Here is a 13,585-nt window from a genome sequence, read left to right as displayed (position 1 = left end):
GCCGGTTCGCCGACGCACGGGGCAGGGCGTTCGGAGTCCGCCCGGTAACGCCGAATGCTGCCTTACGCCACGCGGTTCCGACGCTCGACCAGCAGGCCGCGTTCGAACTGAGCTCCGGCGCGGACGAGGGCGACGAGGTGGGGTGCGTTGACGGCCAGCCACCGTTGCTGGGCGGATTCGACGAGTTTGAAGACCATGTCTCGGCCAAGGCGGCGGCCGCGCTGCCGGCGCCCTTGGTGGCCGTCGTGCTCAGGCGTAGGGGGACGGTGGCGGACGTATCACCTTGACCACCCCGGCCGCAGTCGATCCGATACGGCGCAGGGTGCTCCCAGGTGACACGATCGGCGTTATGGGCACCGAGACGGACTGGGTGTACCGGGTATTCGAGTCGCATGGCTCGGAGGGATGGCGCCCCTACGGCAGCGACCCCGAACGGTGGCGGGGCGCGATCACAGCTGCCGATTCGAGCGAGGGCGCCCAGTTTGCCGTCGCCCTCGTCGTCGCCGACCTGATGACCGAGTGGAAGATGCGCGGCTTTCCACGGGCGAAGCACGTCCGGGTCTTCCTCTGGCGCGACGAGGAGGGCGACGAGACGGACTCGGACCTCATCGTGGAGGTCAGACCGGATATGCACGCAGCGTGACGGAGCTGCATTCGATTCATCTCGCCTGTCCCGATCCGCGCGATGGGCGTGTCGGGGGTCTCCGGCTTACTCGCCCGGGTGAAGCGTAGATCGATCATGTAATGGGCCGCAGGGACGGCGGTGTGGCGAGCATGGGAACGATGATCGTGCGTCGAGATCTCAGGGGCTCAGAGGTGGAGGATCCCGGCGGCCTGGGCGAACCGCTCGTCCGAGGCGCGCAGGGACTCGCGGGAGAGGTCGGGTCGTCGGCGGCGCAGCGGCGTCGGGGATGTCGGCGAGGCTGGCACCGCTGCTGGGCCCCGTAGGGATCCGGGAGCCTGCTGGGTGTCGTCATCGCCGGCTCCCGGCGGGTGGCCGCTCGGCCTCGCGCTCGTCAGCCTCTTCTTCGTACTCCTTTTCTTCCTCTTCGCCTTTGCCCTCGTCCTCTTCCTCGTACTCCTCCTCCGGTTCCTCTTCCTCGGTCTCCTCTTCCTCCTCCTCGTACTCGCCCTCGGGCTCCTCTTCCTCGGCCTCCTCTTCCTCGGCCTCGGGTTCCTCTTCTTCCTCCTCGGCGATCGCATCCTCGTGGGTGCGGACGACCTCGCCGTCGTGGATCTCGCCGCGCCAGCTGTCCTCCGCCTCGCCCTTGAGGGTGATGAAGCGGTCGAAGTTCTTGAAGTCGAGGCGAGCCCTGCGGCCCTGAGCGCGCCAGATGTTGCCGGTCTTCTCGAAGAGGCCACTGGGGTAGTACTCCATCACCAGCAGCAAGCGCGTGAGGTTCTCACCGAGCGCGTGGAAGGTGATCACGCCCTTGGTGGTGCCCTTGGCGCCCTCCGAGGTCCATTGGATCTTGTAGTCGGGCACCTGCTCGACGGTGTGCCCCTTCCAGCTGCGACTGGACCAGAGCACCTTCAGGTTCCAGCTGGAGGTGGTGTCGTCGTTGCGGCTCGCACTCTTGACGCCCTTGGCGAAGGTGCTGAAGTCCTGGTATTGGGTCCACTGATCGTAGGCGGTCCGCACCGGCACTCCGACGTCGAGGGACTCGATGATGACCGTGGGCTTGTTGCCCCCTCCGCGCTTGCGCTTGCCGCCGATGAGGCCCTTGAAGGCTTGGCCGATTTTCTCTTTGGCCTGGCCTGCGCCCGTTTCCAGGATGGCGCGCAGCGGGCCTTTGCCCTCGGCGAGCTTGCGTCCGCCCTCCAGTGCCATCTTGGCGAAGCCGGGGCTGTTGCCCTCGGCGATGTCGTTGAGCTTGCCGGTGGTTTCGCCGAGCTTGCGACCCGCGCCGGCGAGCATCCGCTCGGCCTGTGCTGCCAGATAGCCCTGCAACTCCTTCTTGAGGTGGTCGGCCGCTTCGCTCTGGGCGAGCTGGGACAGTCCGCCCTTCGCCTTGCCGTTCTCGGAACCGATGGTGTCTGCCATCGTCACCGCCTCCTTTCACCGGCCGACCCGCTGGCGGCGCGCCGCGCGCCGCCCTTCGCGGCGGCGGCCTTCCTCGCGGGAGCCGTCCTGGCGGCCGTCGCGGCCTTCGTGCCCGCGGGCTGCTTGGCGGGCCTCTTCTTGGCCGGAGCGTTCTTCGCCGCCTCGCGCTGCGGGGCCTCCTCGTCCTCGGAAGCCTCCCCACTGCCCTCGACCTCCGCCGATTCGGCGCCCTCCTTTTCCTCCTCCTCTTCCGCTTCCTCTTCTTCGTCGTGGAGGCCGGACAGGTCGGAGGTCTCCGGTACAACGCCGGAGAGCTGCTCACGCACCTGGTCGGTGCGGCCGTGCAGCCGCTCGGCGAGGCCCTCGATCTGCCTCTCGACCAGCGCGCCGGAGGCGGCCTTGCCCACTCCGCGCAGGTTCTGGCGCAGCTGGTCGCCGATCTCCTTGAACTGCGGGTTGTTCCGCAGCTGCTGGTTGACAAGTTCCTCGAGCGCCTTCGGGCCCAGCTGCATCCGCTTTCCGGCGGCCAGCGAGCCCACGGCGAATGCGAACTTCATCTTCTTGGTACGTCCGAGGACGTACCCGGCCCCTATGGCGAGGCCCAGTGCGGTTCGGTTCATCATGTGGTCCCGTCGCCCGCCTCCGATGTATGGCCCAGACCGATCTCCAGTCGGTCGAGGAGTGCGTCTTCCTCGCGGTCGAACTCCTCTTCGGTGCTCTCGCCTTCCTCGAGCCGACGCTCGAGGAAGGCGAGTTCGGCGCGGACGGTCGCCGGGTCGTAGTACTGTCGCTCGGCCTCGGCGAGCACTTGTCTGATTGCCCAGAGGCTGCCGCGCGCGGTGCGAACCGCAGCAACAGGGCTTCCGTGATCAGTCCCATGGGTCACTCCTCGCCGGTGGCCGTGCCGGTCGTGGTCCCGGCGGGCTCGGCGGGGCCGGGCTCGACGAAGCCGTACGGCGGCAGCGGCCCGTTGACCCGCAGTTCGAGGTGCGGGGAGCTCTTGCGAGCCTCCTCCACGGCGGCCAGGAATTCCTCGGCGGAGTCCCGGGGCACCAGGAAGGAGAGGTTGGCCAGCCAGCCGGTGGACTCGGGGCCGACGCTGACGGCCTCGGCGGCCGGTTCCAGCAGGCTCTGGAGCTCCGCGGCGTCCTCCGCCTCGCGGCCCTGTACCGCCTGCGCGATCATCTGGCCGAGCCGCAGCCGGTCGTCGTAGCTTCCGCCGCCGGCCTGCCGGTTGGCCTCCGCCAGGGCGCGCATCTCGGCGTTCTCCGCCATCACCCGGTGCAGCACCGCCTCCTGGTCATGGCTGGCCTCGACGTTGTACTCGACCCGGCCGTCCAGGGCCGTCAGCCGCTCCAGGTAGTGCTCGGCGCGTTCGGCGAGCACCTGGGTGACGGCATCGTCGTCCGGGGCCAGGCTGCCGAACCGCATGGGCAGCACGGAGCCGCCCGCGCCCGCCTCGTTGAGCACGTTCTGGTGGGCGAGCAGGTCCCTGCGTTTGGGCCGCAGTCCCTCGGGCGCTTCGCTGGCGATCGCCGCCAGTCCGTCCTGCTTCAGGATCCTGACCGGGCGCGGCGGATCACCGACCCCGCCCATGTCCTTGGGGAGGGAGGAATGGGAGGCCGCGGCGATGCCATAGACGTACGTGCTCACTCCTGCTCCTCCTCCCTCTTACTGCGGGTCGGCGCTGTCTTGCGCGGCCGCGGCCGCTCCTCGGACTTGCCCTCCTCACGCGCCTGATTGAAGGCGTCGGAGATCGTCTCTGCGGCGCCGGAGAGGGCGCCCTTCGACTTGCCCCGCGCGCCGGACTCGGTGATCTCGCCGACCAGGTCGGGAAGTCCGGGGGGCTTGCGTGGACCGGCCTCCAGGTCGAGCCGGTTGCACGCCTCGGCGAAGCGCAGATAGGTGTCCACACTTGCGACGACGACCCGTATGTCGATCTTCAGAATCTCGATGCCGACGACGGAGACGCGCACGAACGCGTCGATGACGAGCCCTCGGTCGAGGACAAGCTCCAAGACGTCGTACAGTCCGCTGGAGCCGCCACCTCCGCCGGTCTGCTGTGTCGGGGAGCGACCGCCCGACCGGTGTGGGTCGGCCCTTCCGCGTTCGTAGCGGCGAACGCGCCGATAACCGGCGAGCTCACCGTCCGCGGTGAGCTCCACCTCGTAGCTCGCGAGCAGGCTCACCGTGTCGGGAACACGGGCGAGCTCCAGGACCTCGATCTCCAGCACCCACCCCTCCGCCGTGCGTTCGAAGGACGACACGGACTCGGGAATCAGGCCGGTGAGCTCGGTGAACTGGTCGCGCCCGAGGCGCAACGCCTCCATCGGGCTCAGCCGGTCCTTCGCCGCGCCGTTCTCGGATTGCTTGGGCGAATTCCGTGAACTCGATGCACGTAGTGTGTTGCGCATGGCCACTTAGCGCGAGTGCCCAGCGTCTCCTGTACAAACATGCGAAGCCTGTTTCGGGCTGGCGGAAAAGGGTCGCAGCGCGGTGCCGCGGCCGGCCGGTCACGCCGTGCGCACCGCACGAACACCTCGGTGACAGGGGTGTGACAACCAGGGCGCGCGGGGGTGCCGGCGGGGCCAGCCTCGTCCGGCGCCGGGGCATGGCCGGGCGGGGGCAGGAACGGCAGTAGCCGCTCCATAGACTTCCTGGGCGTTGGCGGGCCGGCGCTCCGGGCGCTTGCGCAGCAGGTGGAGGACGAGCTCTTCCAGTGCCTCCGGCACGTCGTTCCGCAGCAAGCGCAGCGGCACGGGCGCGGCCTCGACGTGCTGCCGCATCAGCTGGTATGCGCTGTCCCCGTCGAACAGGGGGGCGCCCGCAGCACAGCTCGTGCAGGATGCAGCCGAGCGCCTACAGGTCGCTTTGTGGCGTGACCCGTCCGCCCTGAACCTGCTCGGGCGCCATGTACTGGCTGGTGCCGACCGGGCTTCCGGTGGCTGTGATCCTGGTGACGTCGGTGCGCAGGACTGCGGCGATGCCGAAGTCGAGGACCTTCACCGTATCGTCCTCCGCCACCAAGATGTTGGCGGGCTTAAGGTCCCGGTGGACGACCGGCACGGCGTGCGCATAGGACAGCACCGTGCATGCCCGACGGCGCGTTCCCATGCGTTCCCATGCAGGGTCAAAAGGCCCCTCGGAGATCACTCCCGAGGGGCCTTTCTGATGCTCCGATGCAGGTCAGAGCGGTAATGCGTTGTGCCCCCGGCAGGATTCGAACCTGCGACACCCGCTTTAGGAGAGAGGGCGGGGTGTCTTGGCGGTGACCTGCGGCTTCACCGGCCCGGCTAGCGGGCACAGATGCAACCGCTCGTTGCCGTTGTTGACCGTGGCTGACCCCTGCATCTGGCACGGTTGTGGCACGCGACCTCTTGCTTCCGAGCCAGGGGGCCGTTCAGTCGAGGAAGTACGACCAGAAAGGGATCGTGGCGTACTGATGGTCTTCGGGTGTCGGCACAGGGCAACCGAACTCGTGGTGGAAATAGTCGACCAGATCGGTGCCGTAATAAATGATGTCCGTCTGGTACATCGACAGCACAGGGGTACCGGTGCGGTCTGGATCGGCCAGCAGGTACCGGTGCGAGTAGATCGGCACCATGGCCGGCCCCTTGGCCAAGTATGTGCGAGCCACTTCCAAGGCATCCTGAGTGCCCGCCGGCCGCGGTTCCCAGTCCGGATGCCAGAAACCGTTGTGCTCCACGTCGAAAAGCACTCCGTGCACCGGCCAGGCCAACCGCTTCGCCAGGTCCTCCGGCTCGCCGTCCCGCCAATCGGGCCAACTACGGCTCCCCGTAGGTAGCCCTGCCCCGAGCAGAGTTCGATGCTCCGGCGCGAAGCGGAACCCCCAGCACTCCTCGACGTGGTCAAGTTCCCGCTCGCTCATGCCTCGCTTCACCTCGACGCGGGCAGAGGGCATGGCAAGCAACGCCTGGGCGTCTTTGGAGGTCAGGGGGTTCTCGGGGCTGATCGGAGTCATGCGTCGAACCGTAGGACACCTTGAGGACGGCAAGCAGCGGATTTCCCCGAGATCTCAGCTTGGGAAGCTGCGAGCATTCGCGGCCGGTTTGGGGACTGACCTGGGCGAACGGCTGTGATCCAGCCTCGTCGGGCCGGGTTGCTTTCACTGCGGTTCCCCGCCGTTCCCCGCTCGTTCTGGAGCGCTTGTGGTGCGGTGCCGTATGCGCATCCTGTCGAAGGCGCAGAGGCAGGAGTGCCCGCGTCTCGTGCCATGATCCTCGGGTGTTGCAGATCCCGGGATACGAAGGCGGCCCTCTGATCGAGGGGAGCGCGTATCTGGACGACCCCTTGTTCTGGCCGGTACACCTCGGTAGCTGTTTGCGCGGTGAGGACACGCAACGAGCCGCTTTCGGCGCCGACTGGGATGCGACCATGGAACTGCACCGCGCGCTCTCCGCCGACCGCGAGTGGCCAGTGTTCAGCGTGCCCCTGCGCTCCGGCCACACCATCTACGTCGTCTACCGCAACCTCGACGGAGACCGAGGAGTGGACTACCTGATACGTCACCCGGCTTGGCCCGCAGCGGAAACCCTCGCAGTGGACGACGGCCATTTCATGGGCCCCGGCACGGCCTGGCCGGAACTGCTGTCCGCTGCTCGACAGCCGGCACAAGAGGGCGTTGGTGATACCGACGCTCGCCTCCTGCTGCTCTTTCCGACACTTGGCGATGCGCGGCTCCCAGCCACGCCGCGGTTCCCCTCACTGCCGCGCTTGCCGCTCTCAGCTTGATCGAAGAGCCCGCCGAAGTAGCGGGGATGCTCCTGGAGAACCAGGGCCAATGGGAACCTGCCCACTGGCGGTTGGCAGACGGCGCCTGGATCAACGACGGCGGGCACTCCTACCGAAACCCCCGCAACGCCTTCGCCCTGCCCGAAGGGCGCCTGCTGGAGATCAGCAAGCTTTCGCGGACTTCCCTGATCGGCACTGGAAGAAGATCCAGTCGACCAACCCGCTGGAGCGGATCAACCGGGAGATCAAGCGCCGGACCGACGTCGTCCAGATCTTCCCCAACCCCGACGCCCTCGAACGCCTCACCACCGCCGTGCTCGTCGAGATGCACGACGAGTGGATCGCCTTTCCCCGCCGCTACCTCCCCGAGGGAAGCATGGACACGATCTACCCCCAGGACAAAGAGCAGATCGACCCGGCTACACCACTACAGGGGACATGACCTGGATCTGCAAGATCCATTGTCGGAGTGTCCACATCACGGGGGTCGCCTCAGAGCTTCCGCTCACCCTGGTCGGCCCAGAAGTTCCTGTCCGTCTTCAGCCAGGTCTCGTCGCACCTCCGGCCCCGGCGCCACCTGATCACCGCCACCGAATACCGCACCGAGATGCACCACCGCCTCGAGACCTGGCACGAGATCACCGGCACCACCGACATGCCCACCACGGCCTGAACCAGCAGAAACGGGCCTGTCGCACCCCGACACACCCTCAAGCAGCCACCACATCAACAACTTGACAACGCCGTCCAGAGGGCTTCGGCGGGATTGGTGGTGCCGTCAACGGCCTCGCTGTCAGAGAAGACAAGCTCAGGGACGCACGCCCGGCTCGTTCACGGCAGTCGCGAACCTCTGCACGGCTGAGACCCTGATCAGGGTTTCCTCTGTCGTGACCTTGGAGTCGATCATTCCGCCGACGAGCATCATCGTGCGTTCACCCCGGTACTCGTAGGTCTCTGGATCGAGGAGCAGCTCGTCCCGGAGGTGGGTCTTCTTGGTGAACGGGTTGTCGTCCGAGGGGTGGACGGCCAGGGCAGGCCTGCCCATCGCGTCCTCGACGAGTTGCGGACGGACCACCACGCCGGGGATCGTTTTGAGCGCGCGGAAGAGCGACAGGCGGACCTCGAACGGAATGGTGTCCGCGCTGGAGAAGGTGTACTGGATCCGCTGGTAATCGCCCCCGAGGCGGATCACCTCACGGAGGGACCGCAGCAGCTGTTGCGGCTCGCTCGGCAGTTTCTCCAGCTTCTGACGCAGCTTCTTCGGCGATCCGGTGTTCGCCTCGCTGATCACCGAATCCAGGACGCCGCGCGGCAGCATGCGGCGGACCTTGCCGCTGCCGTACTGCGTCCAAGTCTCCTCCGTGAACTCCCAGTATGCCGGGGAGTTCTTATCGGGAACGGGATTGAGGTCGTCGCGGAAGTTGAGTGTCGACTGCCGCGTCAGGATTTTCTCGTAGAGCCACTGGCCGTCGGTGGGCTCGGCAGACGTAGCGTGCTCGGCCCCCACCCGGTGGGTGTCGTTCGGCGGCGCCACCTGCGCCACCAGCACCGCCGCCACCGCCACCCCGGCGGCAGCGCCCGCCGCGGCGAGCTTCCAGCCGGCCCGTGGCCAAAAGCGGCGGCGCTGCCTTTGTTCGGCGGCGGCGTCCAGCAGCCTCTGCCGCCCAGGCGCCAGCCGGGCCCGGTCAGGGGCGGGCGCGTCCGGCCGGAAGTTCTTCAGCGTCGTCATCTCATCCATGGCCGGCCTCCGGGGCGAAATCCTGCACGAGAGTGGGGTCGTCGCCCAGCGCGGAGCGCACCTTCCTGCGCGCCCGGTTGAGTCGGGAACGGACGGTGCCGACCGGGATGGCGAGCGCCTCGGCGACCTCCTGATAGCTGAGGTCGGCCCATGCGACGAGGAGCAGTACGTGCCGGTCGCCGCCGGACAGCGAGGCGAGCGCGCCAGCGAGGAGGCGGTGGGCGGCCTGCGCGGTGACCCGGTCGTCCGCGTGATCGACCCAGGACTCGGTGACCGAGTCGTGGCCGGTGCGGGCGAGCGCCCTCAGGGCGCGCTCCTCGGTGCGGCGCTGCTTGCCGATCAGGTTGGCGGCGATGCCGTAGAACCAGGGCCGGGCGTTCGTGCGGGTCAGGTCGTAGCGCGAGCGGGCCCGGAACGCCGCGAGGAAGGTGTCGGCCGTAAGGTCGTCGGCGGCCGCGTCGCCGAGCCGCCGCATGACGTAGCGGTGGACATCGGCGGCGTACCGGTTGTACAACACGGCGAAGACCTCGGGCCGCCGCAGGGACTGGGCAATGGCGGACGAGTCATCGTGGTGGTGCTCTTGGTCGTCGTGCCCGACGTCCGGTGGGCCGGTCACGGGGTCTCCGTCTCTGACGTATGTGGTCACACTCTCTGTTCCCCGGTGGGACCTGCCGAGTTCACACACTGGCAATTGGGTCGACCGCCCGGGCAGTCCGATACTGCCCTCGGATGTCGCCGACGCCATCGGGGCCGCCCTACGGCAGGGTTGGATTCCCACGCGTGCAGGCTCACCGTTTCACCTCGACCAGTCCGCCGGCGTCTCTCGCGGCTTCTCTTCCTCGCTTTGAACTCGCCGTAGAGTGAGCACCGCTTTAGGAGATCATCCGAACGTTCCGCTGGTCAGCGGTGAGGCATGCCTGTCTCCTGAAACTGGTGTCCAGTCGGACCTCCCGGTACGGCAACGTGCGCTGGTGTTGCCGTCAGAGACTGCCGTCAACTCCACTGCCTTTGGCCCGCGTCAACGTTGGGTGCGTCACCGGGGTTGTCCTTGGCCACCCTCGGACGGCCCCAGGGCGGGCCCGCCTCAGGCTCATTGGCCCCCGCTCAGCTCTTCCCGTGCGGCAGTGAGGAAACACTCGCGCGCAGTATCGAGGCGTCTCTCGGCTGCTTCTGTGTGGGCCTCTGCGGTACGCCAGTCCTGCCGGGATCTGCTGTAGATGTTGATGAGCGTGCGGGAGTGCTCAGGGCTGAGACCAGGACAGGCATTCAGGGCGTCTTGGGCAGCCTTCTGGGCGGTGTCAATGGCCTCCCATTGCTGGTCGGTCAGCGACCGCTCCCACTGATCAGGAGGTATTTCATCCCATAGCTGACCCAGCGCGAGAAGTGCGTCTTGGGCATCGTTGGCGGGATGATGACACCCCTCCCCGTCGAGTGTTGGCACGATAGTCAGTTCCTGGTCCAATAGCTCGGTTAAGGCATGCGTGGCCCGGTGAAGGGGTGCCATTTCGCATAGCTCTTCAGCTCGCCCTACCACCTCTTTATAGAGAACTTGAGCCAGGGCAACCATGTTTTGGGGCCCTTCCAACTCCACAATGGCCCATGCCTCGGCAAGGGCGTCATGTGCCTGGTCCAGAGCTTCCTGGGCGTCCGGGACGCGCTCTTCGCTGCGCAGTTCGTGGAGCTCCACGGCTGCACCGTCGTATCGCGAGACGGCAAGCAGGAACGCTGCCCAGGTTTCCCGACGTAGGTTGCTATGCCAGTGGTGGTGATCCGTTCGGGCCTGCTCCCGTACAGCGTCTAGCGCTGCCTGATATGCGGAGTGCGCTTGCTCCTGCGCGGCGACAATGGCGCTACGCGCTTGCTCCCGTCCCACTTCTGCAGCAGCTTTGGCTTGTCTTGACGCGCCCCACCAAGCGAGGAACCCGACGATGACGGTACTTGGTACAGCGGCTATTGCCCCGACGCCTTGCAGATCCATAAGAGTGTGAAATCCCCCCGTGTGGGCCTCCGCAGTCAGCAGTAGCCTCCCACGTACGTCACGGCTGCGTAGAGGGGTTCCACATTTCAGTTGATCACCACTGGCAGTAGGCCACGGTGGCATCATCCCCGGACTTGTAGCGTGGCCACCGGCGGCCGGTTGGATCCGTCGCCTCAGTCTTGCGTACGGTTTCGATCAGCTCACGGGGGCCGCCCGTCCGAAGAGTGGTGAAGACCTCTTCCCAGGTGGCCGTCTCATACTCTGCAACCAGCCTCGACACGCCGTCGGACATCACGGCGGCGGAACGTACCTCTTGAAGTTTGACTGAACCGGTCAGACCGTGCCGTGCTGCCTCCGGATTGGCGCCGGCTACCCAGTAGCCGTCTGGTGTGTTCCGCACCTCTCGCTGAGCGAGCACAAGCCGCTGAAGAGCCTCTCTGTGCCCTTGCGTGTGCGTTTCGTGGCTCTCCACTTCCGCCCGCAAGTCCGGCAGGACATCATCCACACGCAGGTCAGTGACCACTGTGTGGCCTTCGGGGCCCTCGAACACCACGGGCGAATCAGCGAGAACGAGGTGGTCGAGGACTCCATGCCTCTGCCGCAGTATCGCGACAGTGGCGGATGGCGTCCCAGGGTTGGCAAGGTCGCACTCCGGGTGCAGTGCGGCAATGCGTTCGAGTGCGGTCGCCAGCCCATCCGGCAGCGACACGTTCGGTTCTGCCAGAGCCGCCATGAGGTGCCCTCCTAGGTGGGCCACGAACCAGGGCACGCCGTGTTGGCAGCCTGTAGGCAGCCCGGCTGTGCTTAGCCCGTCTAGCACCACGGCTAGATCCGGCGAACCAGCCACCCAATCCTCGTTGGGGTTGGCGCCCCCCGGCTGTGAGTCGAAGCAAACGCGCATGATCAGCCTTCGTGTCGGTACAGCGGGGTGACCCTGCGGCTCTCCAGTACCTCAAGGGTCTCGGGGTTGTAGCGGCACGAGATCAGCGTGGAGAAGCGCTTCGTTCGGACCTCTCGATACAGCTCAGCCAGGTTGTGCTCCAAGTAATGGACCACTCCGTTCGCGCCGATGGCGTGGATACCTGCGATGTAGAGGAAGGTTCCACGCCCATCGAGTCGAGGGAGCCGGCCGAGGTAGCCGAAGTCACCCGCAGACCCGTCCCCGTCCATCGGAGATCGGTACTGCTTCCCCGCTTTCTGGTCGACCAGGTGCCAGGCGTGGTCCTTCTCGAACCGTAGGTTGTCGTCTCCTTCCAGCACCTGGGCGACGATGGGTGACAGGCGCGGACCACAGACGATCACGTGGTTGTCACGGTTCAGGTTGACGATGCCGGAAGGTGGGATCACCTCGTACTGAGCATCAAGCTTCATGCCGTTGAGCAGCTTGCGCAGGTGCTCGAAGTTATCGAGGTCTTCCCTGGCGACGACCTCGCCAGGGTTCTGGTCTGGCGTCTTTCCACCCTCGTACTTGCCGCCGAGGGAGACGGTCACGAGGTCGGTGCCGAAGAACGCTCGCCCCGGCGGGGGACCGGCAGACGCGAGCTGACCAACGCGCCCGCGACTTACCCCGAGTCGCGATGCGATTTCCGCTTGGGTCATACCGGATGCTTGCGCCTCTTCGATGGCCTCGCGGCGAACGCGGGATAGCTCCAGTACCCACCCCTGATACGTCGCCATCAGGTCGATTGTTGCCTTGGCCCGGTCGACCGGATCTCCGATGCCAGAGACCCGCTCCATGTCGTCGTGCACGACTCTCCAATCCTCGCCTAGGGGGGCTATCGAACTGTACCGCGAGAGGGGGTTGCGTGCAGCCTCCGGTTTGCCTACGGTGCCTATCAAGCGAGGCGGCAACCCCCCCTAAGCAAATCGGAGGAGCGTCGTCACGGCTGCTTGAGCTGCACGAACGCACGACAGGGCGGGGACGCTGCAATCCCGCTAAAGGCCAGGCGGAACAGGGTTTCGGCCCGTACTGGCGAGGTGGCCCGGTGACCGCGAGCAACGGCCGGAGGGTGGGGACAGCGGTCCCCTTTGCAGTGCGTATCCCCTGATCAGACGGCCAAAGGAGCGGCAATGAGTCGACGAAAGCGATGGGCGCGGCCGTGAGTGACCGACACGGCCGCGCCGCTCCATCCCCGGTCCGTGAGCGCGAACGAGCGCCACGGCCGGCCGGTCACGTTCCACCGAACCGCGGCGGCTAGCGCCGCGCCGGTTGCCTCCTTCGGCCGTCCGGGACCGCTCTCGGAGCGGGGTCCGTACGGCCGGAGTGGCAGGGAGCCGGAGAACCCGACTTCAGCGGCGTGAGCCCCCGGTGCGGGAACACCGGGGGCTCTGTTCGGGCCGTTCACCTGTGAGAGGAACACGACCCATGAACCACATCGTCACTGTTCAGGACGCTGTTACCGCGTTCGCCGACTTCATGGAGCCGACGGCCGCTGAGCTGGACGCGATCGAGCTGGAGATGCCCGTCATCCTGGCGGACGTTGACCTGCTGGACGCACACATCACCACTCTGGACCGCACGCCGGCCGAGCTGGACGCCCGCCGCATCCGCCGGGCCCGCCGCCGCGCTCTGGCCGCCCGGGTAGCGCTACTTAACCGCACCGCCGGCGCGAGCCTTCCCGGTGGTGCCGCATGAGCAGCACCACCCGGTTGACAAGGGTTGAGGTGGGGGTGCTGGCGGCTGCGTTCGTGCCGATGCTGGCCACGGGCGTCTTCGGCGGTATCGGCACCTACAGCAACATCGGTCACTCTTACGGTCAAGGCACCGCCCTCGGGGCGCTCGCCGCGGGCGAGGGTGCCACGGCGGTGCTCGCGCTGGTCCTGCTGGGCTTGACCATGCTGGGCCAGTCTTCCCCGCGCATCGTGCGCGCCGGATTGTGGGCGCTGCCGGCCGCCGCCGCCGTCATGGGAGCAATGGCCGCACCCGGCCTGGGCCGCACCGTCATCTACGCCCTGACCCCGATGGGTATGTCCGTGTCGGCTGAGCTTGAATTTAAAGGTTCCCCCTCGGCCTTCAAGGTCGGGGGGTGTCTTGTTTGTGGGGGTGTTTGCCGACGGGGTGGCGGGGTGCGGG

The 13,585-nt window shown here is 67.0% G+C and carries 13 protein-coding genes, 1 tRNA gene and 7 pseudogenes; 6 read left to right on the top strand and 15 right to left on the bottom strand.

All coding sequences use genetic code 11. The features are described 5' to 3' along the window. Positions 1-62: 62 nt before the first annotated feature. A pseudogene (locus ACFY3J_RS34230) lies at positions 63-277 on the bottom strand (IS256 family transposase); the annotation flags it as partial. Positions 278-349: 72 nt separating this feature from the next. On the opposite strand from ACFY3J_RS34230, the gene ACFY3J_RS34225 reads away from it, so the two are divergent. Then, positions 350-643, top strand: coding sequence for a hypothetical protein (locus ACFY3J_RS34225; protein WP_390842462.1), 294 nt, complete (start codon positions 350-352; stop codon positions 641-643). A 330-nt stretch (positions 644-973) separates the two neighbouring features. Here ACFY3J_RS34225 and ACFY3J_RS34220 read toward each other — a convergent pair whose 3' ends face one another. From ACFY3J_RS34220 to ACFY3J_RS34180, 9 genes and pseudogenes are all read right to left on the bottom strand, one after another. Continuing rightward, on the bottom strand, positions 974-2,044 hold the full coding sequence (locus ACFY3J_RS34220) for an SRPBCC family protein (protein WP_390842461.1): 1,071 nt from the start codon (positions 2,042-2,044) through the stop codon (positions 974-976). Between the two features lie 2 nt (positions 2,045-2,046). Next, positions 2,047-2,664, bottom strand: coding sequence for a DNA primase (locus tag ACFY3J_RS34215; RefSeq protein WP_390842460.1), 618 nt, complete (start codon positions 2,662-2,664; stop codon positions 2,047-2,049). Then, positions 2,664-2,923: pseudogene (locus ACFY3J_RS34210) on the bottom strand (gas vesicle protein GvpG). Before ACFY3J_RS34210 ends, ACFY3J_RS34215 begins: the two are co-directional and overlap by 1 nt. Positions 2,924-2,926: 3 nt before the next feature. Beyond that, the gene (locus ACFY3J_RS34205; RefSeq protein WP_390842459.1) at positions 2,927-3,697 is read right to left on the bottom strand and encodes a GvpL/GvpF family gas vesicle protein; all 771 of its coding nucleotides are present in this window, start codon (positions 3,695-3,697) and stop codon (positions 2,927-2,929) included. Then, positions 3,694-4,113 (bottom strand): annotated as a pseudogene (locus ACFY3J_RS34200) (gas vesicle structural protein GvpA); the annotation flags it as partial. The pseudogene ACFY3J_RS34200 and the gene ACFY3J_RS34205, both read right to left, overlap by 4 nt. A gap of 36 nt (positions 4,114-4,149) precedes the next feature. Beyond that, positions 4,150-4,458 (bottom strand): annotated as a pseudogene (locus tag ACFY3J_RS34195) (gas vesicle protein); the annotation flags it as partial. Between the two features lie 154 nt (positions 4,459-4,612). Then, positions 4,613-5,143, bottom strand: a pseudogene (locus ACFY3J_RS34190) (serine/threonine-protein kinase); the annotation flags it as partial. 106 nt (positions 5,144-5,249) lie between these two features. Beyond that, positions 5,250-5,333: transfer RNA gene (locus ACFY3J_RS34185), tRNA-Arg, on the bottom strand. 111 nt (positions 5,334-5,444) lie between these two features. Beyond that, positions 5,445-6,026: a hypothetical protein gene (locus ACFY3J_RS34180; protein WP_390842458.1), complete on the bottom strand. Its 582-nt coding sequence runs from the start codon at positions 6,024-6,026 to the stop codon at positions 5,445-5,447. A gap of 263 nt (positions 6,027-6,289) precedes the next feature. On the opposite strand from ACFY3J_RS34180, the gene ACFY3J_RS34175 reads away from it, so the two are divergent. From ACFY3J_RS34175 to ACFY3J_RS34165, 3 genes and pseudogenes are all read left to right on the top strand, one after another. After that, positions 6,290-6,796, top strand: a complete 507-nt coding sequence (locus ACFY3J_RS34175) for a hypothetical protein (RefSeq protein WP_384178708.1) — start codon at positions 6,290-6,292, stop codon at positions 6,794-6,796. Between the two features lie 154 nt (positions 6,797-6,950). Continuing rightward, positions 6,951-7,238 (top strand): annotated as a pseudogene (locus ACFY3J_RS34170) (transposase); the annotation flags it as partial. A 27-nt stretch (positions 7,239-7,265) separates the two neighbouring features. Then, entirely contained in the window at positions 7,266-7,469 is a 204-nt protein-coding gene (locus ACFY3J_RS34165) for a hypothetical protein (RefSeq protein WP_384178710.1), read from the top strand. Between the two features lie 135 nt (positions 7,470-7,604). Here the strand turns inward: ACFY3J_RS34165 and ACFY3J_RS34160 are convergent, their stop codons facing one another. The 5 genes from ACFY3J_RS34160 to ACFY3J_RS34140 all read right to left on the bottom strand — a co-directional run bounded on the left by ACFY3J_RS34160 (position 7,605) and on the right by ACFY3J_RS34140 (position 12,261). After that, the gene (locus ACFY3J_RS34160) at positions 7,605-8,534 is read right to left on the bottom strand and encodes a hypothetical protein (RefSeq protein WP_390842457.1); all 930 of its coding nucleotides are present in this window, start codon (positions 8,532-8,534) and stop codon (positions 7,605-7,607) included. Then, on the bottom strand, positions 8,527-9,150 hold the full coding sequence (locus ACFY3J_RS34155; RefSeq protein ID WP_384178714.1) for an RNA polymerase sigma factor: 624 nt from the start codon (positions 9,148-9,150) through the stop codon (positions 8,527-8,529). The genes ACFY3J_RS34160 and ACFY3J_RS34155 overlap by 8 nt, the downstream gene beginning before the upstream one ends. Positions 9,151-9,624: 474 nt before the next feature. After that, positions 9,625-10,221, bottom strand: coding sequence for a hypothetical protein (locus ACFY3J_RS34150; protein ID WP_390842456.1), 597 nt, complete (start codon positions 10,219-10,221; stop codon positions 9,625-9,627). A 385-nt stretch (positions 10,222-10,606) separates the two neighbouring features. Then, on the bottom strand, positions 10,607-11,245 hold the full coding sequence (locus tag ACFY3J_RS34145; RefSeq protein ID WP_390842455.1) for a hypothetical protein: 639 nt from the start codon (positions 11,243-11,245) through the stop codon (positions 10,607-10,609). A 170-nt stretch (positions 11,246-11,415) separates the two neighbouring features. Next, the gene (locus tag ACFY3J_RS34140) at positions 11,416-12,261 is read right to left on the bottom strand and encodes a sigma factor-like helix-turn-helix DNA-binding protein (protein WP_390842454.1); all 846 of its coding nucleotides are present in this window, start codon (positions 12,259-12,261) and stop codon (positions 11,416-11,418) included. A gap of 616 nt (positions 12,262-12,877) precedes the next feature. Here ACFY3J_RS34140 and ACFY3J_RS34135 point away from each other — a divergent pair. Both ACFY3J_RS34135 and ACFY3J_RS34130 read left to right on the top strand, forming a co-directional pair. Further along, a complete protein-coding gene (locus tag ACFY3J_RS34135; protein ID WP_390842453.1) occupies positions 12,878-13,147 on the top strand; it encodes a DUF6284 family protein in 270 nt (89 codons plus the stop codon). After that, a pseudogene (locus ACFY3J_RS34130) lies at positions 13,144-13,585 on the top strand (hypothetical protein); the annotation flags it as partial. The gene ACFY3J_RS34135 and the pseudogene ACFY3J_RS34130, both read left to right, overlap by 4 nt.

This window comes from Streptomyces sp. NPDC001231, from assembly GCF_042896885.1.
Lineage (GTDB): Bacteria > Actinomycetota > Actinomycetes > Streptomycetales > Streptomycetaceae > Streptomyces.
Note: the sequence above shows the minus strand (reverse complement) of the source record. Positions and strands in the feature narration are given on the sequence as shown.